The organism is Pseudoalteromonas sp. EB27 (assembly GCF_001974875.1).
In the GTDB taxonomy this organism is placed as follows: domain Bacteria; phylum Pseudomonadota; class Gammaproteobacteria; order Enterobacterales; family Alteromonadaceae; genus Pseudoalteromonas.
On record NZ_MTQD01000001.1, the window covers coordinates 136643 to 157998 of the forward strand.

Sequence of the window (21356 nt, forward strand, 5' to 3'; positions counted from 1 at the left end):
TACCCGAAAAGATTACTTGCAAAATAAGTACACCTTTACTAAATATTTAAGAGAGTATTTTTGGTCTTAACAGGATCTAAGAGGAAGAAATGATTATAAAAAACACTTTTAAAAAGCACCAAGGGACTATGTTAATCGGATTAGCGATTACAGCCGTAACTTTATCAAACTACGTGCATGCAAACGAACAATCAGCAATGCCACTTACCTACGTTTCAAGTAAAGCGATTGAAAACAATCCTGAAGTACAAGAAGCATGGCATGCTTTTAAATCTTCTATTTATGGAGTGGATGCTGCCCGTTCAGGTTATTTACCAAGTGTTGATGTATCAGCAAGTGCAGGATATGAAAGAAGAAATTACGGTATTGAAGAAGAATATAACCGTAATACAGCCGAATTAAGCGTTACTCAAATGCTTTATGACGGTTTTAGAACATCTAATACAGTTGACCGTTTTAAACGTATTCAACTTATTAGGTACTTTGAGCTTATTTCTCAAACAGAACAAACAGCACTTGAAGCCTCGATTGCACTACTTGACGTACAAAAATTCAAAGAGTTAGTACAACTTGCAGAAGCTAATTTACAAGAGCACGAGTCTGTATACCAACAAATAGAGCAAAGCGTAGGCGCCGGTGTAGCGCGCGCAGCAGACCTAGAACAAATTAGTGGCCGTTTATCTCTAGCGCAATCTAATGTATTAACGGAGTACTCAAATTTACATGATGTAAGCGCTCGCTACCTAAGGGTTGTAGGTGAGCTGCCTATGAACGATATAAAGCAAGCTGACCTTGATGAAAACAATATACCAATTTCGGTTAACCAAGCGCTAGACGTCGCCTACAAAAACAGCCCTTCATTTTATGCCTCTTTGTATAATATTGAAGCGCAAAAAGCGAACGCCAAAGCACAAAAAGCAGCCTTTCATCCTAACGTAGATTTATCTGCCCGCTACGGTAGCCAAGATAGAGATGAGCTTGGTCAAAATGAAACCAGAACAGAAGCGCGAGTCGGCATAGATATTAGTTATAACTTGTATAACGGTGGTCTTGATAGCGCTAATTTAGAACAAGCTTATCAAGATATAAATATTGCAAAATATCAACGAGATCAAGCCTGTATTGATATTCGTCAAAGCCTGCAAATTGCCTACTACAACGTCACTATTCTAGAGCAAAAGTTACCGGCGCTTAACCAACACCGCGAATCATCAACTAAAGTTAAAATTGCATACAAAGATCAATTTGATATAGGCCAGCGAACTCTGCTAGACGTACTTGATGCCGAAAACGAATCGTTCCAATCAACACGTTCATACATAGTAGCACTATACGACCGCCAATCGGCTATTTTAACTATGCTAAAAGAAATGGGGAAATTATTGCCAGCACTTGACGTAATGTCAGGTAAATACCCTACATTAAAAGAGCTAACTGACGATCCTATAGTGCATAACGCACAAAATATTTGTCCGAGTTACGATGTAGCAACCACCTTTAGCCGAAAAGCATTTCTACAAAAAAAAGCAAAGCAAGATAATGCCTACATGAGTGTAACCGCTATGCCAAGGTACTTAGATATACCCTTGGAAACCGACACTACACCAAGTAACTTTACAGATGATGATGGTGACGGCGTACCAAACGAGCAAGACACTTGCCCAAGCACACCTTTAAGTACAAATGTAGATTTATCTGGTTGTACAATTTACAGCGCATCAACCTCGAATATAGAGATTGGTATCCCTTTTTCTGCTGACTCAAGCGATGTAAGGTCTCAATATATTCAAGAAATTAGTAGGCTTGCAGGTTTTTTAAAAGAAAATCCAAATAAGCAGGTTGAAATACAAGGTCATGCTTCTCTAGATGGAGATCGGAAATATAACCGTAAACTATCTGAAAAACGTGCGTTTGCCGTTGCTGAAATTCTAATTAAGCAATTCGATGTAGAACCTAAACGTGTTAAATCGTTTGGGTACGGTATTGATCAACCTCGAGTAAACGAAATATCAGTAAGAGCTAATGCTGCGAATCGACGTATCGAAGCCGTAATTACTGATAGTTAAGTCAATTGACGTTATGTAAATAACCTAAACTCAGCTTGAAATATTTAGGCTAAATTTATTTCTCGAATTTAGGTTTTGTAGTAATACCAATCTGCTTATATATGGGGTCTATTTAACGTTAAGAAAATTACGCTAGAACTAGGCAAAAATTTTTATATCTAGTTGTTCTAAATAAAAAATTTTTAACGACGTTATAGTGCAATTTAATTCGTTAAATTGATCAAAGATTTATGCAGGTTGGTATAACAACCACATGCAGTTCTACATAACATTGGATGGTTTATGGAATTAAACGATGTACTTGATCATGGTGGCATACTCGTGGACTGCCTAGCAGTTTTATGTCGTCATCATGATAAAGAGTTTTCAAGAGAAGCATTATTAAATGGACTTCCTCTAACTGATGGAAACCTCACTCCATCAGGTTTTTCGCGCGCAGCAAAGCGCATTGGCTTTAAATCAAAAGTTGTTAATAAGCCACTACAAAAAATTAATACAGCACTGCTACCTGCCATCTTAATTTTAAAAGATAACCAAGCCTGTGTTATTAACTCTATTGATTACGATAAGCAACTGGTGAGCGTAATTTACCCAGAACTTACTGAATCAGTTGTCGAACAAAACATTGATGAGTTAGCAGGCAACAGTGCTGGTTTAGTTATTTATGCTCAACCAGAATTTGCATTTGATGAGCGAACACCTGTACTTGAAAAACTATCAAAAGACGGATGGTTTTGGGGAGTAATTAAAGAATGCCGCTCACTTTATAAAGACGTGATCATTTCGGCTATTGCTTTGGGCTTTTTGTCGGTTGCTATGCCTTTATTTGTAATGAACGTATATGACCGCGTTGTGCCCAACCATGCAACAGAAACCTTGTGGGTACTTGCCATTGGTATTTTAATAGCACTCACTGCTGACTTTGTATTGCGTTTAGTAAGAGGCTACTTTGTAGAGCTTGCTGCAAGTAGAATAGATGTAAAAGTATCGGCTGTAATTATGGAGCGGGTATTAGGTATGAAACTAAAAAACCGTCCATCATCAGCGGGCTCCTTTGCTAGCAATATTCAATCATTTGAAGCTGTACGTAACTTTTTTAGCTCCATAACGCTTGTCGCATTAGTCGACTTACCATTCGTAGTTTTATATTTAATTGTTATCGCCATTATTGGCGTACCTCTAAGTTTACCCATTATAGCGGGCGCACTTATATTATTAGCTTACGCTATAGCCGCACACCGCAAACTTGAAGCTCTTTCAGAGCAAACAATGAAAGCAAGCTCAATGCGAAATGCAGTATTAGTAGAAAGTTTAACCAACATTGAAGATGTAAAAAGCTTTCACTCAGAGTGTAAAACACAATCTGTATGGGAAAAGTCGACCATTTACATTGCGCAAGTAAACGCACAAAGCCGACTCGTTTCAAGATCCATATCAAATACAGCATCGTGGATACAGCAATGTGTAGGCGTGATAATAATGATAATAGGCGTACACCTCGTTATTGAAGGTGAGCTAACTCAAGGCGGATTAATTGCAGCCTACTTATTATCATCTCGTGCTATGGGCCCTATTGGGCAGTCAGCCGCCGTATTAGCGCAGTATCATCACGCGGCAATAGCAATGCAATCACTGAACGAAATTATGGAAAAAGAGGTTGAACGCCCGCCGGGTAAGCACTGGCTAAGCCACCCTATTTTAAAAGGTGATATAGAATTTAAAGACGTCTGTTTTAAATACTCTGACGAATCTCATAATGCACTCAACGGCGTTAGTTTTAAAATTAAAGCAGGTGAAAAAGTCGCTATTTTAGGACGTAATGGCTCAGGTAAAAGTACATTAGAAAAGCTTATTTTAGGGCTATACGAACCCTGTTCTGGAGCAATTTTGATGGACAATAACGATATACATCAAATTGACCCTGCAGAGCTTCGCCATAATATTGGTTATGTACCGCAAACCGTTGCCCTCTTTTATGGGACCTTAAAAGACAACCTTACGATAAGCGCTTGGCATGCCAAAGACGAGCAAATTATTGAAGCCTGTGAGCGAAGCCAATTATTTGATTTAATTAATTCGCACCCAGACGGATTTGATCTACAAGTAGGCGAGCAAGGCCGCCAATTATCAGGAGGGCAACGCCAAGCTGTAGGTATGGCAAGAGCCATAATTAACGATCCGCCAATACTATTACTAGATGAGCCAACCTCATCGCTAGATCACAATAGTGAAAGTAAAATTATTAACAATTTAAAAGATTATTCTAAAGATAAAACCCTAATTGTGGTGACTCACCGCTCATCATTACTCGAGCTTGTTGACCGTATTATAGTTTTAGATAACGGAAAGGTGGTTGCTGATGGACCAAAACAAAAAGTAATTGCGGCGTTAAATAATAAAACCGTGGAGCAAGCCTCATGAGTGATAACAAAAAACCACTTGAACAACGCTCTTTTGAATCTGTTAGCAAAGCAATTGAGGCAAGAAAACAAGGTAAGCCATCCGTATTTAATAAACTATTTAAAGGATGGATCTCACCGCCAAATACTCAAGACTGGGTAGTAGATGCACAGTGGGAAAAAATGCAGCAAGAGCCAGCAAGCGCTAGGTTACTGCTTTATTTAATTTGTTTAACGTTTATATGCCTTATTGTGTGGTCTGGCTTTGCTAATTTAGATGAAGTTGCTCGTGGCGAGGGTCGTGTTATTCCCTCTAATAAATTACAACTAATTCAATCTTATGACGGCGGTATGGTCGAAAAAATAAATGTCCGAGAAGGTCAAATAGTAAACGAGGGTGATGTACTTATTAAGATAGACCCTACCCGCTTTATTTCTAGCTTTAGAGAAAACCAATCCAAGGTTGAATCGTTAAGTGCAAAAGTTGCAAGGCTCAGAGCCCTCACTCAAAAAAAGGAGCTCGTATTTAGCGAAGATGTTATAAAAAATGCACCTCAGGTGGTTCAACACGAACGCTCTCTTTATTTAAGTAACAGCCAAGAGCTAGAGCAACAGGTAAGCATTCACAAACGCCAACTAGAACAGCGACACCAAGATTATATTGAAGCAAAAGCGGCACTTCAGCAGCATACCAGTGCGCTACGCTTAACAAACAGGGAGCTTAAAGTGACCCGCCCATTGTTACGCACCGGTGCCATTTCGGATATAGATATTATTCGTTTAGAGCGTCAAATAGTTGATTTAAACGGGGAGATAAACAGAACCAAAGCCGTTATAAATAGGAGTCTTTCGGCCATTAACGAAGCTAAAAATAAGGTAACCGAAGTTGAGCTCGTTATGATTAACCGCTGGAACAATGAACTCTCTGAAGCGCTACTGCGATTAGATTCAATTAAAGAAACCGAATCTGGCTTAGCCGATAAAGTAACTCAAACTGAAATACGCTCTCCTGTTAAAGGCACTGTACAACGATTATTAGTTAATACTGTTGGCGGTATTTTACAGCCCGGTAGTGATGTTATGGAAATTGTGCCGCTTGACGATCAACTTGTTGTAGAGGCAAAAATACCACCTAAAGACATTGCATTTTTACGCCCAGGGCAATCTGCAATGATAAAATTTAGTGCTTATGACTTTGCCGTATATGGTGGCCTAGAAGCCGAAGTATTACATATAAGTGCCGATACAATTACGGATGACCGCGAAAACACCTTTTATTTAGTGCAGCTAAAAACTACCAAAAATAATTTTTCGAAAGAACTAACTATTATTCCAGGAATGACCACTCAAGTGGATATTATTACCGGTAAAAAAACCGTACTTGAATATATTTTAAAACCGGTTCTTAGAGCTACATCGCAAGCAATGACAGAGCGTTAAAACATTTTATAAATGGAGAAGTAATGCGCCAAAGTATTTTTATTACACAGCCTGAATTTGAATCGAAACACTGGCATACAGCGTTTCCTGGTTGCTTGATATGCACAAAAGAACCACACAGAGTCACGGCATCAAGTATTATTTGGGTTTTGGCCGGTACATCTAATTGGCTTGAGCTTGTTAAAAAGTATTCTCAGCAACGTTTACTGGTTATTGTTATGACCAACGAATTAGAAATAAATCAACTAAGAAGTGCGCTTGAAGCAGGAGCTAGGGGCTACATAGAAGCGCTCGCTACTAAAGTAATTATCGAACAAGTACTTGAGACTATTTGTTCTGGCGGAATATGGCTACCGGGGCAATTGCTCTCTAACTTAGTGGGGGCTTTATCAAACACACCGTTTAAATATGCGAGCACATGCGAGCTTGAGTTACTCACAAAACGAGAACGCCAAGTAGTTGATATTGTTGTAACAGGTGCAACTAATAAGCAAGCGGCAGAATCTTTAAATATTACGGAGCGTACAATTAAAGAGCATATGAGCTCTATATTTAATAAGCTAAAAGTACGCGACCGCATTCAATTAATGTTAGTTGTAAAGGGGCATTAACCGTACAGTTAATGCCTGTTACTTACTCTTTAATAACCCCATCAAAACCTAAGTTAATAAGCGTATCTATATCATCTTGACTTGTTACACCTTGAGCCACCACTTTAATGCCAATTGAATGCGCTAACGTGCACACTCCTCGCAGAAATGTTTGGTTATCTTGGCTGTAACTAATATTGTGGCCGTAAACGCTATCAACCTTAATCATTTCAAGACCAAACTCCTGAATTTTATTAATTTTAGTAAATTCAGGGCCCACACGTTTTAATGCTACTTTAGCGCCCATGCACCGTGCCTGCTCACAAAAATCTTTGAATATCTCAATTTCGCTAACGGCAATACTTTCACGAATATCAAAACAAATTTTAGAGGCTAAATCAGGAAACGCTGACAAGTATGTAAGTATCGAAGCAAGCGCAGCATCATCAAGTAATGTCTGTGCAGATAATTCAACCGAAATCAGTTCACTTGGTGGTTCAGCGTTGTACTGGGCAACCAACGCCTTAATTAAACCCCAATCTAAACGCGCTAATAACTTTAGTCGGTTAGCCCACTGGTAATAATAACTTGCACGATATAACTTTCCGCCTAACTCTAAGCTAAGTCCTAATTGACTTTGTATTAATTGCCCTGAAAAGCTCATAACTGGATAGGTATTTATTTCGAGTGTTTGGTTATCTAAGGCTGACTCTATTTCACTTTTCCAGCTATCAGCATCATCAAACAAATTACTTTTTTGTTTATTTTCAACTATTTTAGCTCTTACAACGCCTTGTTTTATATTTCCCGCTTTTAGTAATTCATCAACACGTTTTAGTACGTCAAATCGTGTATCGTCTTTTTGAATATAAGTACAGCTGTGAGGTATGGCTAGCTTAACGTTTTTATACTCTTCAACAAACGATTGATGCATCAATAAAATACGCTCACTGATTGCTTGAATATCATCAATATCACTAAATAAAACTGTAAAATCGCTGTGAGAAATACGTGCAATGTAATTTTCAGAAAAGTGCTCTTGGTTACTCTCTAAAAAGCTAACCAACATCTGTGAAAATCGACGTAGAAAGTTAACCATTTCTACTCGTCCTACTTCCTCACTTACTCGATCGAGGTTAACAACCCTAAATAAAAACAAGGCCCCATGGGCATGATCTTTCGATTTTTGTAAGTGAGCCTCAAGCGTTGCACCAAAGTATTCTCTATTTGCTAAACCAGTTAGCTCATCGTGTTGCGATTTAAATCTAAGCTCTTCTAAACGTTTATTATCTTCTTTAATAATACGGCTAAAACGAGTAGATAACTGGTTCATTGATTGCACTAAACGGGCAAACTCAAAAGTGCGAGGAACGCTCGATTTAATAAAACGTTTTTCACCAAATGCATTAGCCTGATACACAACATCATCTAGTGGTTTTAATATCCTACTTAAAAAGTAAGCACTAACTATACAAGCAAAAAAAGCAACAATTAAAAAACTGAAAAATAGTTTAAGCGCACTTTCCCATAAGGCTTGCTCAGCATATTGACTATGGCTTTCTATAAACAAAGTACCAAACTGCTGCCAGCCATCATTTACTTGCCCAACCCCTGGCTCTACATTTAATGCATACATTGATCTAAACCACTGTGGAGCCGTCGCTTTAAGTTCATCGGTAAACGTGCGTTTAACAATCACCTCACCATTAGGGTCTTGTAGCTCTATTCGCTTATAGTGACCGGTATCAAATGTGGCCGATACTAATAATTCAAGCTCAACGGGGTCTTTGTCTAATTGGCTAATCATTAACGCAAGTGAACTGGCGTTATCTACATTTTTTAAGTACAGCTGGGTCGAAAAATAACTTTTAGCCGAATTAGTGCTAATTAAAACACTACTTATAAAGCCTACAAAAATAACAACTAAAAGAGCAATCCATAGCTCTTGCCTGAGTGTTATTTTTCGTTTTTTAAGGTACTTAGATAAGGAAAATGATGCCATTACCACATAACTCCTTCTTTGGTTGTCTGCTCCAAAATTTTACGCCAGCGTGAAAGTCTTGCTGTTGGGCTGGCTACACTTTTGGTTGAATTATTAGCCCATAAACCTTGACTGTTAAAGCTAAACACTGGGCTTAAATCTACACGTTTTGCAGCAGGTAAAACCTTTGTTATTAAACTGTCTAAAATAAGTGGCTGAGCGTTTGGTGTAGCAAAATAACCTAACACCATATGTGCTTGCGTTTTGTTAGTGCCCGCAATTTTTGCTTTTACATAGATAAGACGTAACTTGTCGTCGCTCACCCCTAGGGCTCTTAAGCTTATATACTTTGCTATTGCGTAATCTTCACAATCACCTAAGCCTCTGCCTAATGTTTCTAAAGGGGTTGCCCAGTAATCGTTTTGTTTCCATAGCAAAATATCAGTTTGATAGCGTAAATTGCGCGCAAAAAAATCATTAACAATAAGAATTTGTTGTTGTTCTGGTTTATTTTGAGTTTGTACCAACATACTTTGCCAGTTACGTGCAACAGCCGCTCGCGCAGGTCCATATTTTTGACCCATCAGCTCAATAAAGGTATTAAATTGAATAGTTAGTCGGCTTGCAAGCACGCCACTAGAGAGTACAAAAAACAGCAATAGGTAGCGCAAATTGGCTTTGCACCATATAAATAATTTAGGATTTAAATGAGTTGGCTTAAACGCCATTTACAGAGCCACTGTTAATATAAGTGGCAATAAAATACATCTGTTGAGCACTACGTAATCTGCTTAAAAATTAATCCTAACAACAGCATAGCACTCAATATAAGAGGATGAGATATTTTGAATAACTTTTTTAGTAGTACGTTACTTTTTTAACTTCGCGTGGTTTTACTTCACCTATGTATAAATCGTGCACACGCTTCATGTTGAGCTCAAGCTCGGTTACATAGGTATCATCAACAGCATACGTTTTTATAATTTGCGCACCTTTAATGAGCCCCTGCACTTTACTTTCTAAGTAATCGTCTTGAGCAATTGAACCTTCCACCGTTGTTCCTGCGGTAATTTTTTGCCCGTATACTTGTTCAGTAAGCTCGCGGTAAGCCTCAAGCTTAGAAGCTTTAATTGCCATAAGTTGCTTTTGCGACGCGTTAGCGCCTTTTTGTAAGCTAATAGGTGCATACCCTATCGCTTTTAAAACTGGGTAATTATTTGGCTCTACATATTTATATTCAACATGCTTATCAAAAACGCTGCTACAACCACCTAAGGTTAAACACCCAAGTGTAATAAGTAATGAAATCGCTCGCATAGCATCTAGCCCTTGTATAGTAATTAGCAGTACATATGCACGTTTAATGCCATTTATAGTATTACCAAATAACATTGGTACAGTCCTTGCTCTACCTAGTTAATAGCTAACGTTTAATTGGAGTAAAAGTATGAAGTCGTTTTTATCATTGGCATTTGCAGGGTTAAGTGCAACGGCATTATTAACGTTCTCCCCTTTTACTAAAGCGCAGTGGTATGAATCAACGGGCCATGCGAACGTTCAAAATGGTGATACGAGCGCTGCCAAATCTGCCGCTATAAAAGATGCGATTACACAAGCGTTAGTGTTCTCTGGCGCACGGGTTAGCTCGGTGCAAACCTTGGTAGATGGCGTGTTAATGCAAGATCAGCTAAAAATTAGCAGCCACGGCGAAATTCAAAAAATTGAACTGGTCAGCGAAAATAAATACGACAATAAATTTACTATTACATTACGACTCGATATTTTTTCTCAAACAGAGCAATGCCCACAAAATAGCTTTAATAAGTTTGTGGCCGTTACACAAAGCCAACTTGTTCATCGTGAACACGCTAAAATGGGTCAAATATTTGACGTAAGTAAAGCGATTAGCAAAAATATTTTTACCTCACTGCAAAAATCAAAAATGAGCGCAGTGCCTATTGCTTACTATAATAATGCAATAAGCGTTGATAAATACTTTTCGCAGCAGCACGACTATTCAAACGCTCAATTAGAAGAAATATCTTCGCGCAGTAACGCTCAATATGTATTGCTTAGCCAAATAACCAGCCTTTCGACTAGCGACAAACTCAATAACGATTATGCATTTTGGCAGGACGAGGCGTATGAGCGCAGTTACAACATTGAGTTTGCACTATTTGATGGCACTACCTATGAGCAGCTTTGGCAAAATAGTTACCATACTCAAGCAATTTGGCCATTTGAAAAAACAACCATAGTGGATGTTAATAGTGATAGGTTTTGGCAATCGCCTTATGGGCAAAGCATAACCGATATCAACCAATCAGTGAGTTATGATATTCAAGCAGCCATGGCATGCCTACCTACACAAGGTAAAATAATGCATATGGAAAATAGCAAAATCGTTATTAACTTGGGTAAAGCTCATGGGTTAAAAAAAGGCCAAATGCTAGGCATTGCGCACCATAACTATTTAACCGACGCGGCAGGTAATGTTATGCCGCACACCATCACCACGCTTAATAAAATTCGCGTAGAGCAGCTTTATCAGCAAACCGCAGTAGCAGTCAGTATTGACAGTAAACCACTACCTGGCGTGCAAATTAACGATGTAGTAGAAATAATCAGCCAAGATCTTTAGAGTTTTTTACTCAATTTAGCTTTTAAATTAGGGTGAGCCGATAACCACTCGCCCAATTGTTCTACACCCGATAAATGCGGATAATGCTTTCTGCATGCAAACACCACATTACGCTGCTGATTAGGGAATATAGGCAAGTAATCGATCCCTACACGGTCGGTACATGCTAACTTTGGTACAAATGTAATACCGTCATCCATAGCCACTAACGCTAATAATGTTTCTAAACTATTACCTTTATACTGGTTAGATACATCGACCCCTGCGGAAAAACAAAACTTTTGGGCTTGATCTTTAAAGCAATGACCATCACTTAACATTAATAGGCTGCATCCTTGAAGATCGCTCAGCGCTACTTTTTTATGCTTAGAAAGCGCGTTATCGTGTGATACCGCCACTAAAAAATCTTCTTTGTATAAAGCAACCGTATGGTAATTAATAAGCTCTGGCACATCAGCTAGAATAGCAAAGTCGAGTTCACCCTTGTTTAAAGCTTCTAAAATTGTTGCTGTTTGCATCTCAATAAACGAAAACTGGCTATCAATAAATGCCGCTTTCATTGATGTTAATAACGCAGGCAACAAGTAAGGCGCAATGGTAGGGATAATACCAATAGTTAATTTACCTTGTAGAGGCTCGTTAGAAGTAGCAGCAAGTTCTTTGAGTATTTGCGTTTGTTCTAAAATAATTTCTATTTGCGTCAACAAACGTTCACCTTTTGCTGTTAAGGTGACTTGCTTGGTTGAGCGATCAAACAAAGTAACGCCAAGCTCATTTTCGAGTTTTTTTACTTGACCACTTAATGTAGGCTGGCTAACAAAACATGCATCGGCAGCTTTGCGAAAATGCTTATATTGCGCTATTGCTTTTACATATTCAAAATCTTTTAAGTTCATATTCAGCTCTACGTGATAGTTTATAACTATCAGTTTAATACAAACAAACGATTGGAACTATATTTAATTATTCACCATAATGGCTATCAACAAATCAAGAGGAACAAAAACTATGTTAAACAATATCGAAGGTCAAACAATCCCAAGTGTTACATTTGCAACTCGCGAAAATAATGATTGGAAATCAGTAACAACAGATGACATTTTTAAAGGTAAAACTGTTGTAGTGTTTTCACTACCAGGTGCATTCACACCGACATGTTCATCAACTCACTTACCACGTTATAACGAATTAGCAGGCGTACTTAAGCAAAACGGCGTTGACGAAATTGTATGTTTATCAGTAAACGATACCTTTGTAATGAACGCATGGGCTGAGCATCAAGAAGCGCAAAACATTACTTTATTACCAGACGGCAACGGCGAATTTACTGACGGCATGGGCATGTTAGTAGACAAAAACGACCTAGGCTTTGGTAAGCGCAGCTGGAGATACTCTATGCTTGTTAAAGATGGCGTGATTGACAAAATGTTCATCGAACCAGATTTACCAGGTGACCCGTTTGAAGTATCTGACGCAGACACAATGCTTGATTACATCAACCCTAAGCAAGCTAAACCAGAACCAGTAAGCATCTTTACTAAACCTGGCTGTCCTTTCTGTAAAAAAGCGAAAGAGCTTCTTGCAGAAAAAGGCTTCGCATATGAAGAAATTGTTATGGGTGCAGGCGCATCACTAACAAGCCTAAAAGCTGTATCTGGTCGTGAAACTGTTCCACAAATATTCATTGGTGGTAAACACATCGGTGGTTCAGACGACTTAGAAAAATACTTTGCTTAATTAATAAGTAAATTAAATGCCTAACGTAAGTAGGTAAAAAATAGGGGCTTTTATGCCCCTATTTATTAGAGGAAAAAATACTATGAAAGAATTGCAAACCGATGTTGTTGTTATAGGCGCAGGCACTGCTGGTTTAAGTGCTTATCGTAATGCTAAACAGTTCACACAGAATGTATTAATGATCGAATCAGGCCCATACGGCACCACATGTGCACGTGTTGGTTGTATGCCAAGCAAGTTATTGATTGCAGCCGCCGAAGCCGCACACGCAATTGAAATGGCACCTGCATTTGGTGTTCATAGCTCAAAGCCAGTTATTGATGGCAAAGCAGTTATGGCACGCGTTAAAAGTGAACGAGATCGTTTTGCAGGATTCGTAGTAGAAGCCGTAGATGAATTACCAGAGGGTGATAAAATTCGTGGTTACGCTAAATTTTTAGACACAAACCGCGTACAAATAGACGACCACACAATTATTACAGCAAAACGCTTTGTAATTGCAACCGGCTCACGCCCTTCATACCCCGGCGTATTTAATAACTTTGGCGACAAACTTATTATAAACGACGACGTATTTGATTGGGATGACCTACCAGAATCAGTCGCTGTATTTGGCCCTGGTGTAATAGGCCTTGAAATTGGCCAAGCACTTAGCCGACTAGGCGTAAATGTAAAACTATTTGGTGTAGGCGGCGCAATTGGCCCACTTACAGACCCTGTAGTAAAAGACTATGCGAATACTGTTTTTGCTGAAGAATTTTTTGTAGATACCGACTCAAACGTATCTGACATGATGCAAGTTGGCGATAAAGCACAGCTAACTTACACCGACAAACAAGGTGAAAAACACACAGAACAGTTTGACTACGTACTTGCAGCCACAGGCCGAGTACCAAACGTAGATAAACTAGGCCTTGAAAACACCGGCATTGAACTTGATGAACGCGGCGTACCGCACGCAGACACACACACAATGCAATGTGGTGAGTCAAACATATTTATAGCAGGCGATGCGAGTAACATGCTCCCATTGTTACACGAGGCATCTGACCAAGGTGCTATTGCAGGTCAAAATGCAGGGCGCTTCCCAGATGTACGAATAGGTCTGCGTAGAGCAAAAATTGCAGCCGTATTTAGCGACCCACAAATAGCAATGGTCGGCGAAAGCTACAAGCAAATTACCGACCGTTTAGGCCCATGCGGTTGTTTTGAAGTAGGCGAAGTCAGCTTTGAAAACCAAGGCCGAAGCAGAGTAATGCTTAAAAACAAAGGTCATATGCGTGTATATGCAGAGCAAGGTACAGGCTTATTTTTAGGTGCTGAGTTTATTGGCCCACAAGCCGAACACATTGCTCACTTACTAGCATGGGCTGTACAAAACAAAATGACCGTACCAGAAATGCTTGATATGCCATTTTACCACCCAGTAATTGAAGAAGGGTTACGCACCGCCCTTCGCGACTTAAACGCCAAACTTAAATTTGGCCCAGACATTGTAAATTCATGTATGGAATGTGGCCCAGGCGCATAGCCTATTTACCACACATACAAACTTGCTAAGCAAAAGCCAAAACTAACGTTTTGGCTTTTTTTTATAATTTTTTTAAGCTGACCTCTCAAAAAAAATTTTAGCTGTTACACTTAATTGATAATTCAATTAAAAAAGATGGAATAGCTATGCCCAATAATAAATTTAGACTAGTCACTCGCAGCGATTTTGATGGCTTAGTTTGTGCCGTATTGCTTAAAGACTTAGACCTAATTGATGATATTTTGTTTGTTCATCCAAAAGACATGCAAGATGGAAAAATAGACATTACCGAAAACGACATTACGACCAACCTCCCCTACGTTGCAGGCTGTCACATAGCATTTGATCATCATCTTAGCGAAACCGTACGTAACTCAAGCGACATAAAAAATCATATTATTGACCCAGAAGCCCCATCAGCAGCTCGCGTAGTTTATGACTATTATGGCGGCGCTGAAAAACTTCCAAATATTTCTGTTGAAATGATGGACGCTGTTGATAAAGGTGATGCTGCTCAGTTTTCAAAAGACGAAATATTAAACCCGACCGACTGGGTATTAATGAACTTTATTATGGATGCGCGAACAGGCCTTGGCCGTTTTCGCGAGTTTAAAATTTCAAATTATCAATTAATGATGAAACTCATTGATGCATGTAAAGATCAGAGCATCGAAGAAATCCTACAAATGGAAGACGTAGCCGAACGTGTTGCTTTATATAACGAGCATAACGAAAAAGCCAAAGAGCAAATTTCTCAATGCGCTACCGTCCATAAAAACTTAGTGATACTTGATTTAACCCAAGAAGAAACAATTTACGCCACAAACCGATTTGTTATTTATGCCATGTACCCCGACTGCAATATCTCGATTCATAAAATGTGGGGCCTTAAAAAACAAAACGTAGTGTATGCCATAGGTAAATCAATCACTAACCGCAGTTCAAACACCAATGTTGGCGAACTGTGCCTTAAATACGGCGGTGGTGGTCATTTAAATGCAGGCACTTGCCAAGTAGAAACAAGTAAAGCAGAAGCTGTACTTAGTGAATTAATTGATACTATTACAAGTGATGGTTAATATTAACTTACAATAACCAGAGTTATATAATAGCTCTGGTTATTTCATTTTAGTAGAGTGAGTTTTAATCGCTCTCTTTTTCATATAAATTTCTGTAATAATAAAAGAAATAATGACCTCATGTTAGATACTAAAAACTTCGAAAAAACACTTTACCAAGATACCAAAAAAGCATTTAAAAACATTATACAAAAATACGGTAACGATCTTTATGTAATGGGCTTTTACCACACAGGTAGCTACTCACTACTGCCAATGTTTAATACCTTATCGGATTTAAAAAAAGTATTTGAAGCAGAGTACAACAACGATGTAAGTAGCTTTTACATGGCTAAATGGAATCCAGAAGACTACCCGATGCTTGAGGATTATTCCGAATACTTTGATGAAACAACTCTAGAGTGCCAAAAACTAGAAGACAGCATTGATTTGTTTCAATCAGATATAGAAGCAATGGATAATTGGCATCAATGGCTTACGACAATGGAAAAAGTGCTCATACAATTAGATGCCGAAGGAATATTTTCAAATGGTATCGAACGCGAAAAAATCACTTTAGCAATACTAGCCTATGATGAAGAAGAAAGCATTCAATTTAAAAGAATCAAACGACTTAACCCACCAACTGTTCTAGCACAAATTCAAGCCGACTTTGAAGCCATGGTTTCAGAGCGTGAAAAATGTGAGCAAGAAGCTTTAAACGCCTTTAATTAAAAAGTGCAGCACTACTACATATACGCTATACACAAAGTATAAGGAAGGGAAGTTAAAATATAACTCATTGATTTAATTGGTAGCCCCTGCAAGAATCGAACTTGCAACTGCCCCTTAGGAGGGGGCCGTTATATCCATTTAACTAAGAGGCCACAAATAAGCTGTGTGCTTAGAGATGTGAATTATAACGGCATCTGGTTTTTTATATCAAGCAACAACTGAACTTAATTGCTTGATAAGTATATATCTTCTTTATTTAGTACATAAATTGGGATTAGTTTTCGACTACTCGCGACGATTTTTTTTGTATGCGCGTTAATTACACGTGTATTTACAACAACAGCATCATTGCGATAAATTAATGTACCCGCTAATACATGGCTCGCCATTTGCTCTTCGCTAAGCTTTTCAATATCGCGCGAAAAAGCAAAATCACCACGGCTATTTACATCTATAGTTTGGGTTGTTTTAAAATCAACCACGCCATAACCAAACTTTTGTAATTGATGAATTAACGTTTCAGAAATTTGATTACCCAATTGATTGCTTTTAGTAAGCGATGAATCAAGATCGACCAAGGTAGTAACGGCAATATTAATATTGGTGTCGGTATCACTTTCAAATTCAAGCGTATCAACCAAATCAAGTGCCATTTGCTCTACATAGTTAGCAAGTGTTTTATGGTGCTGAAGTGGTGTAAATTGATTACCGTTAACATCATCTTGAGTTGATTTTTGCTCGGCTATTTTAAGCATGCTTGCTAGGTCATAATTTACTTGTGTGGTTGAAGGCGTATTAATTTCAGCACTTTCACTATTTTGAGTAAAGGCACAACCTGCTAAGTTAGCTAAAGCAAAAAAAACGATAAAGCGGTTAAATAATTTACTATACATAATTATCTCACTTGCTTGCTTGTTTTAACATTATGCCATCAGTGCGATAACTACTATTAAGCGCATCAACAACCGACTGTGGAATAAACCCTTGTGCAGAACCTACTACGGCCTTACTTTCTAGCCCAACAATACGTGCATTAACAAGTACACCACCTTGATGGTTTACAAGCGTACCGGCAAGTACATATTTAAAGTTTTGATCTTGATTTAGCTCTAAATAGTCGCGACTAAATACAAAGTCGCCTGTTGAGGTAACACGCATATAATCAGTTGTTTTAAAATCAATAACGGGTACACCAAAGCTGTGTAATTCATGCATGAAGCTTTCTGCAATTTGGTTCCCTAGTAAGCTACCATCGTTGTAGTCTTCATCTAAAAAAACAAAACTCGAAACAGCTAACGGTGTTTGTTCACTTACGTACTGTAAGTTTTCAACCATGTCTTGCATTATGCCGCGCACATAATGGTTAATATTTTTGCGCATTGGCGGTGTTGCTTTTGTGTAGTTATCCTGTGGAGCCATTCCTGACTGAAATAAGTTATCGTCAGAAACAGGCGCTGCAACGTCGCGTTGGTTACTCACCAGTTGATTGCTTTGCTCACTTTGTGGTGTTGTGGTGTCTGTATTCATTGTGCCTAGTATTTGAGAGCAACCAAAGCCCAGTGGTAAGCATAATGTAATTAATAGGTTTTTCATTTTGTGCTCCAAATTAGTATTCGCTTCGGTATAAAAGTCCGTCACGCTGCTGAATTTTCTCATTGCCCCACATTACATTAATTGGGATCTCGGTACTTCCCGCAGAGAGCACCTGTTTATTTTCTATATTCACAAGCCGTGCATTAACTATGTATGCATGCTGCTGGCGAGTCACTGTTCCTGTGATAACTAAGTCAATATTTTGGCGATTACGTAATTTACTTAAATCGCGACTTAAAATACTGTCTGAGTTTTCTGATAAAGAGAGGTTATTCCCAAGTCTGTATTCAACGGTGTGATAACCCAGTTGAGTAAATTGTGTAAGTAGACTTTCTTGGATCTGCTGACTTAAGCCTGAGGCCTGCCCTGTCACCAATTTTGTATCTAGTGCATCTGCATAAAAGAAGCTACTAACGCCAACACGTGCATTAGCATTTAATGCTCCGTTTAGGTGGTTAAGTTGCGACGTTAAATTAACTACATAGTCGTTAACTGTAAAAGGAGCCATGGCCGCTTTAGGTGCATCTGTAGGCACACTTGGTTCTGGCGGCGGCACCAAGTTACAAGCAGCTAAATTTAAAAATAATAAAGGCAGTAAAAGGCGCATAATTGCCATCCTCTTCAAAACATACTAAGGACAAAGCAATTTGTATGCCTATATCTTACTTCTGTAAGGTTGTTGAACATAATAGCTAACAAAACATGCTACTTGTTGCTTTATAAGGGCTAAGCAATCACTTTTAGCGTCCGCTGAATTGCTATAAGCACCTAACTTCAATCGATAAAAAGTTGTGTTATTAACACTTACGGTTTCTACATTTATCTCAGTGGGTGAGATAATATTTTGTGGTGTTTTTGTTGGAATTCGCTGAGCTTCTTTTGCAATGCATTTTTATTTTTAAAAGCGGCAATTTGCAAAGCAAACAATGCCGAGTCGGTTTTTAATATACTTTCGTTATTAACTACATCATTTACACGAGTATTTAGAACATCAGACTCATTTAGTTGTTTTAGATTAGTAGCAAGCTGCGTTAATTTATTTTCTAACTTGAGTAGCTGCTCTACTTTTGGTTGAGAGCTTTCCCATTGTGCCGCAGAGCTTTTGAGCTGCTCCAAATCAGACTTTTCAATAAGAATCGGTTGCGGGGTTACTTGAGCCATTTTAACTTGTTGAGATGAGTTACAAGCAGATAAAACAAGTACACCCATTAGCACCATGCATTCTAAGCTCCGTTTTAAAAGCATTTCCTTCCCTAAAATGACGTTGTTTTAGGGGTTTATATATCCCCTAAACGTATTTAATTATGAAGGGTGTATTTTATTGATAAACAGATTTTAAGCAAGTTTCTTAACTACAGCCTTACTGGCTTATCTGTGTAGTTACTTACTATGCAATCGAGTTTATACAGCTTGAATACGGCGCAGTCTGCTTTTGCATTTTTAAAGTTTTGGTAAGAGCCAAGTTTCAGCCTGTAAAACATTTTGTCGTTTATTTTGGCGGTTTCTACGTTAGTCAATATTTTGTCTCTAAACAACGGTGCTGCTTTAGTATTTAGCTCTTGCCATGCTTTAGCCACACCTTGCTCTGAGTCAACCGAAGCGACTTGCAAAGCAAATAGATGCTTAGGCTTATTTAATTTTACAGTTTGTTTTTTATTACTGTAGTTTTGTTTAACTTGTTGGCGTGACTTAACATTGCGTGTGTTTCGTGGTGAACGTACAGACTTGCTGCTATACCCTTGATTAGACTGCGCAATAGCTTTACTGTTTATAATATCAATATGATTTACGAGATAAGTTATTTCTTTTTCTAATCTTAAAATTCGCTCTATGCCTTCACGAGCTTGTTGCCACTGCATTGCGGCATCTTTTAGCTGAGCAAGTTCAAGGGCTGTAATTGATACGTAGTCAGGCGAGTTACTTTGAGGTTGTTCATCAATAGTTTTTATTTCAGGCGTAACGCTGCATGCTGTGCCAAATAAAAGCATTAGCAAGCTGAGTAAAAGCCCAATGTTATTTTTTTTATATATAAACATGTATTTGCTGTCCTGAAAGCAGTGTTTTTTCACTACATTTCAGTTAAACATTCTCACAAGAAAGCGTTTAACTTTATTTAAGCTGTGAGCTATAAAACTTAGCTCTTCGCATGCTTGTCAGTGTTTCGTAAAACACAACGTTGCATACTCCACCCCTTCCTTGAGAGCATTGTTTAATACAAATTCAATGCCAATTAACACAAACTTTACAACATAAATAACAATATGTCTGTAATGACTTAAAAACTTTTATTTTAGAGCTATCCCTTTCCTTATTCTATTCTAGGGCCTGTTGACCTTTCAGGATTAAAATTTGTTCAATCTAGGGGCCATTTAATCGCGGCGCGAGGTTTGTAACCTAGTGGGCTCGATAACTGCTCCTGCGTTATTCTAATGGCTTACATCCATGTAAGAATAAGTAAAAACCGAGTAACAAAGAGTAAATTGCCCCGAGGCAGAACCCTTCGGGCAGCGCATGTTTGGCATTTATGCTACGTTATCGCCTATTTATGGGGAATAACCACACTTCATAGGCTCTGCCTTGACTAAATACCAAACAGTCTGCTGTGAATTTAACCTCGAAAGATAAACAGACTCTAACAAAACTCATAAAAAAGGCGCCGATATAGGCGCCTTTCATGTTTTACGTTAACTGTTAAATCAGTTTTTTAATAAATGATTTTAATTCATCGGCAAATTCATCGCGACGAAGTGCAAACTCAATCGTTGCTTTTAAGTAACCAATTTTACTTCCACAATCGTGGCTACGGCCTTTTATTGCGTATGCATCTACTTTTTCGTGTTCCATTAACATCGCAATTGCGTCAGTTAATTGAATTTCGTCGCCTGCACCTTGCGGAGTTTTTGCAAGTAACGGCCAGATATTTTCGCTTAATACGTATCGACCCACTACAGCTAAGTTTGATGGAGCTTCATCTACTGGCGGCTTTTCTACCATATTAAGAATTGGCGAGCTTTCACCTTGCTTTAAGTCAACATCACCTAAATCAACCACACCAAACTGGTTCACTTGTGCCATTGGTACTGGTTCTACCATAATTTGGCTGTGCTTATTTTTCTCAAAGTTAGCGATCATTTCTGCTAAGTTATCTTTTTTAAGATCGCTCTCTACATCGTCGATAATTACATCTGGTAAAATAACTACAAACGGTTCGTTACCAATAATAGGCGCTGCACAACTAATAGCATGGCCTAAGCCTTTTGCTTCACCTTGGCGTACGTGAATAATGGTTACGTCTTTAGGGCAGATTGCTTGCACTTCGGCAAGTAATTGCCGCTTAACACGCTTTTCTAAAGTAGCTTCTAGTTCAAAGCTCGTATCGAAGTGATTTTCGATTGAATTTTTACTTGAGTGCGTTACTAACACTATTTCTTTAATTCCTGCAGCAACGGCTTCGTTTACTACATATTGAATTAAAGGACGGTCTACCACTGGAAGCATTTCTTTAGGAATTGCTTTAGTGGCTGGTAACATACGAGTACCAAGCCCCGCTACTGGGATCACTGCTTTCATTTTATGTTTTCCTTA

The 21356-nt window shown here is 38.5% G+C and carries 20 protein-coding genes and 1 tRNA gene; 9 read left to right on the forward strand and 12 right to left on the reverse strand.

Annotation, left to right across the window (positions count from 1 at the left end; translation table 11 throughout):
* Nucleotides 1–89 precede the first annotated feature (89 nt).
* The 4 genes from BW142_RS00560 to BW142_RS00575 all read left to right on the forward strand — a co-directional run bounded on the left by BW142_RS00560 (nucleotide 90) and on the right by BW142_RS00575 (nucleotide 6516).
* The gene (locus BW142_RS00560) at nucleotides 90–2066 is read left to right on the forward strand and encodes a TolC family outer membrane protein (RefSeq protein WP_076923544.1); all 1977 of its coding nucleotides are present in this window, start codon (nucleotides 90–92) and stop codon (nucleotides 2064–2066) included.
* A gap of 282 nt (nucleotides 2067–2348) precedes the next feature.
* Entirely contained in the window at nucleotides 2349–4487 is a 2139-nt protein-coding gene (locus BW142_RS00565; protein WP_076923545.1) for a type I secretion system permease/ATPase, read from the forward strand.
* Complete coding sequence (locus tag BW142_RS00570) at nucleotides 4484–5905, forward strand: HlyD family type I secretion periplasmic adaptor subunit (RefSeq protein ID WP_076923546.1); 1422 nt, start codon at nucleotides 4484–4486, stop codon at nucleotides 5903–5905. Before BW142_RS00565 ends, BW142_RS00570 begins: the two co-directional genes overlap by 4 nt.
* A 23-nt stretch (nucleotides 5906–5928) precedes the next feature.
* Nucleotides 5929–6516, forward strand: a complete 588-nt coding sequence (locus BW142_RS00575; protein ID WP_076923547.1) for a response regulator transcription factor — start codon at nucleotides 5929–5931, stop codon at nucleotides 6514–6516.
* 22 nt (nucleotides 6517–6538) lie between these two features.
* Here BW142_RS00575 and BW142_RS00580 read toward each other — a convergent pair whose 3' ends face one another.
* The 3 genes from BW142_RS00580 to BW142_RS00590 all read right to left on the reverse strand — a co-directional run bounded on the left by BW142_RS00580 (nucleotide 6539) and on the right by BW142_RS00590 (nucleotide 9793).
* Nucleotides 6539–8497 carry a LapD/MoxY N-terminal periplasmic domain-containing protein gene (locus BW142_RS00580; protein WP_076923548.1) on the reverse strand — a complete coding sequence of 653 codons (1959 nt, stop codon included), beginning with the start codon at nucleotides 8495–8497 and terminating at the stop codon, nucleotides 6539–6541.
* Entirely contained in the window at nucleotides 8497–9204 is a 708-nt protein-coding gene (locus tag BW142_RS00585; protein WP_024589974.1) for a transglutaminase-like cysteine peptidase, read from the reverse strand. The genes BW142_RS00580 and BW142_RS00585 overlap by 1 nt, the downstream gene beginning before the upstream one ends.
* A 130-nt stretch (nucleotides 9205–9334) precedes the next feature.
* Entirely contained in the window at nucleotides 9335–9793 is a 459-nt protein-coding gene (locus BW142_RS00590) for an LPP20 family lipoprotein (protein WP_008168853.1), read from the reverse strand.
* Between the two features lie 130 nt (nucleotides 9794–9923).
* Between BW142_RS00590 and BW142_RS00595 the strand changes: the two genes are divergently transcribed.
* On the forward strand, nucleotides 9924–11117 hold the full coding sequence (locus BW142_RS00595; RefSeq protein ID WP_076923549.1) for a flagellar assembly protein FlgT: 1194 nt from the start codon (nucleotides 9924–9926) through the stop codon (nucleotides 11115–11117).
* Here the strand turns inward: BW142_RS00595 and BW142_RS00600 are convergent.
* Entirely contained in the window at nucleotides 11114–12013 is a 900-nt protein-coding gene (locus BW142_RS00600; RefSeq protein WP_010553232.1) for a LysR substrate-binding domain-containing protein, read from the reverse strand. The genes BW142_RS00595 and BW142_RS00600 overlap by 4 nt on opposite strands.
* 112 nt (nucleotides 12014–12125) lie before the next feature.
* Between BW142_RS00600 and BW142_RS00605 the strand changes: the two genes are divergently transcribed.
* From BW142_RS00605 to BW142_RS00620, 4 genes are all read left to right on the forward strand, one after another.
* On the forward strand, nucleotides 12126–12854 hold the full coding sequence (locus BW142_RS00605; protein ID WP_024598728.1) for a glutathione peroxidase: 729 nt from the start codon (nucleotides 12126–12128) through the stop codon (nucleotides 12852–12854).
* A gap of 82 nt (nucleotides 12855–12936) precedes the next feature.
* Nucleotides 12937–14385, forward strand: a complete 1449-nt coding sequence (locus BW142_RS00610; RefSeq protein WP_024598729.1) for a dihydrolipoyl dehydrogenase — start codon at nucleotides 12937–12939, stop codon at nucleotides 14383–14385.
* Nucleotides 14386–14531: 146 nt separating this feature from the next.
* The gene (locus BW142_RS00615) at nucleotides 14532–15464 is read left to right on the forward strand and encodes an exopolyphosphatase (RefSeq protein ID WP_076923550.1); all 933 of its coding nucleotides are present in this window, start codon (nucleotides 14532–14534) and stop codon (nucleotides 15462–15464) included.
* A gap of 120 nt (nucleotides 15465–15584) precedes the next feature.
* Nucleotides 15585–16178 carry a DUF4303 domain-containing protein gene (locus tag BW142_RS00620; protein ID WP_024598731.1) on the forward strand — a complete coding sequence of 198 codons (594 nt, stop codon included), beginning with the start codon at nucleotides 15585–15587 and terminating at the stop codon, nucleotides 16176–16178.
* A gap of 77 nt (nucleotides 16179–16255) precedes the next feature.
* Here BW142_RS00620 and BW142_RS00625 read toward each other — a convergent pair.
* The 8 genes from BW142_RS00625 to galU all read right to left on the reverse strand — a co-directional run bounded on the left by BW142_RS00625 (nucleotide 16256) and on the right by galU (nucleotide 21341).
* A tRNA-Arg gene (locus BW142_RS00625) sits at nucleotides 16256–16330 on the reverse strand.
* Nucleotides 16331–16402: 72 nt separating this feature from the next.
* Nucleotides 16403–17071 carry a FlgO family outer membrane protein gene (locus BW142_RS00630; protein ID WP_076923551.1) on the reverse strand — a complete coding sequence of 223 codons (669 nt, stop codon included), beginning with the start codon at nucleotides 17069–17071 and terminating at the stop codon, nucleotides 16403–16405.
* Nucleotides 17072–17078: 7 nt separating this feature from the next.
* Nucleotides 17079–17771 carry a FlgO family outer membrane protein gene (locus tag BW142_RS00635; protein ID WP_024598733.1) on the reverse strand — a complete coding sequence of 231 codons (693 nt, stop codon included), beginning with the start codon at nucleotides 17769–17771 and terminating at the stop codon, nucleotides 17079–17081.
* A 13-nt stretch (nucleotides 17772–17784) separates the two neighbouring features.
* A complete protein-coding gene (locus tag BW142_RS00640; protein ID WP_007583140.1) occupies nucleotides 17785–18378 on the reverse strand; it encodes a FlgO family outer membrane protein in 594 nt (197 codons plus the stop codon).
* Between the two features lie 48 nt (nucleotides 18379–18426).
* On the reverse strand, nucleotides 18427–18549 hold the full coding sequence (locus tag BW142_RS20505; RefSeq protein ID WP_253188785.1) for a hypothetical protein: 123 nt from the start codon (nucleotides 18547–18549) through the stop codon (nucleotides 18427–18429).
* Between the two features lie 41 nt (nucleotides 18550–18590).
* Entirely contained in the window at nucleotides 18591–19016 is a 426-nt protein-coding gene (locus tag BW142_RS00645; protein WP_076923552.1) for a hypothetical protein, read from the reverse strand.
* A gap of 107 nt (nucleotides 19017–19123) precedes the next feature.
* On the reverse strand, nucleotides 19124–19807 hold the full coding sequence (locus BW142_RS00650) for an SPOR domain-containing protein (RefSeq protein WP_076923553.1): 684 nt from the start codon (nucleotides 19805–19807) through the stop codon (nucleotides 19124–19126).
* Nucleotides 19808–20462: 655 nt separating this feature from the next.
* Entirely contained in the window at nucleotides 20463–21341 is an 879-nt protein-coding gene (gene galU / locus BW142_RS00655) for a UTP--glucose-1-phosphate uridylyltransferase GalU (RefSeq protein WP_076923554.1), read from the reverse strand.
* Nucleotides 21342–21356 lie beyond the last annotated feature (15 nt).

Coding starts and splice junctions, on each gene's coding strand:
- BW142_RS00560 (WP_076923544.1), top strand. CDS start 90: ATGATTATAAAAAACACTTTTAAAAAGCACCAAGGGACTATGTTAATC.
- BW142_RS00565 (WP_076923545.1), top strand. CDS start 2,349: ATGGAATTAAACGATGTACTTGATCATGGTGGCATACTCGTGGACTGC.
- BW142_RS00570 (WP_076923546.1), top strand. CDS start 4,484: ATGAGTGATAACAAAAAACCACTTGAACAACGCTCTTTTGAATCTGTT.
- BW142_RS00575 (WP_076923547.1), top strand. CDS start 5,929: ATGCGCCAAAGTATTTTTATTACACAGCCTGAATTTGAATCGAAACAC.
- BW142_RS00580 (WP_076923548.1), bottom strand. CDS start 8,497: ATGGCATCATTTTCCTTATCTAAGTACCTTAAAAAACGAAAAATAACA.
- BW142_RS00585 (WP_024589974.1), bottom strand. CDS start 9,204: ATGGCGTTTAAGCCAACTCATTTAAATCCTAAATTATTTATATGGTGC.
- BW142_RS00590 (WP_008168853.1), bottom strand. CDS start 9,793: ATGCGAGCGATTTCATTACTTATTACACTTGGGTGTTTAACCTTAGGT.
- BW142_RS00595 (WP_076923549.1), top strand. CDS start 9,924: ATGAAGTCGTTTTTATCATTGGCATTTGCAGGGTTAAGTGCAACGGCA.
- BW142_RS00600 (WP_010553232.1), bottom strand. CDS start 12,013: ATGAACTTAAAAGATTTTGAATATGTAAAAGCAATAGCGCAATATAAG.
- BW142_RS00605 (WP_024598728.1), top strand. CDS start 12,126: ATGTTAAACAATATCGAAGGTCAAACAATCCCAAGTGTTACATTTGCA.
- BW142_RS00610 (WP_024598729.1), top strand. CDS start 12,937: ATGAAAGAATTGCAAACCGATGTTGTTGTTATAGGCGCAGGCACTGCT.
- BW142_RS00615 (WP_076923550.1), top strand. CDS start 14,532: ATGCCCAATAATAAATTTAGACTAGTCACTCGCAGCGATTTTGATGGC.
- BW142_RS00620 (WP_024598731.1), top strand. CDS start 15,585: ATGTTAGATACTAAAAACTTCGAAAAAACACTTTACCAAGATACCAAA.
- BW142_RS00630 (WP_076923551.1), bottom strand. CDS start 17,071: ATGTATAGTAAATTATTTAACCGCTTTATCGTTTTTTTTGCTTTAGCT.
- BW142_RS00635 (WP_024598733.1), bottom strand. CDS start 17,771: ATGAAAAACCTATTAATTACATTATGCTTACCACTGGGCTTTGGTTGC.
- BW142_RS00640 (WP_007583140.1), bottom strand. CDS start 18,378: ATGCGCCTTTTACTGCCTTTATTATTTTTAAATTTAGCTGCTTGTAAC.
- BW142_RS00645 (WP_076923552.1), bottom strand. CDS start 19,016: ATGCTTTTAAAACGGAGCTTAGAATGCATGGTGCTAATGGGTGTACTT.
- BW142_RS00650 (WP_076923553.1), bottom strand. CDS start 19,807: ATGTTTATATATAAAAAAAATAACATTGGGCTTTTACTCAGCTTGCTA.
- galU (WP_076923554.1), bottom strand. CDS start 21,341: ATGAAAGCAGTGATCCCAGTAGCGGGGCTTGGTACTCGTATGTTACCA.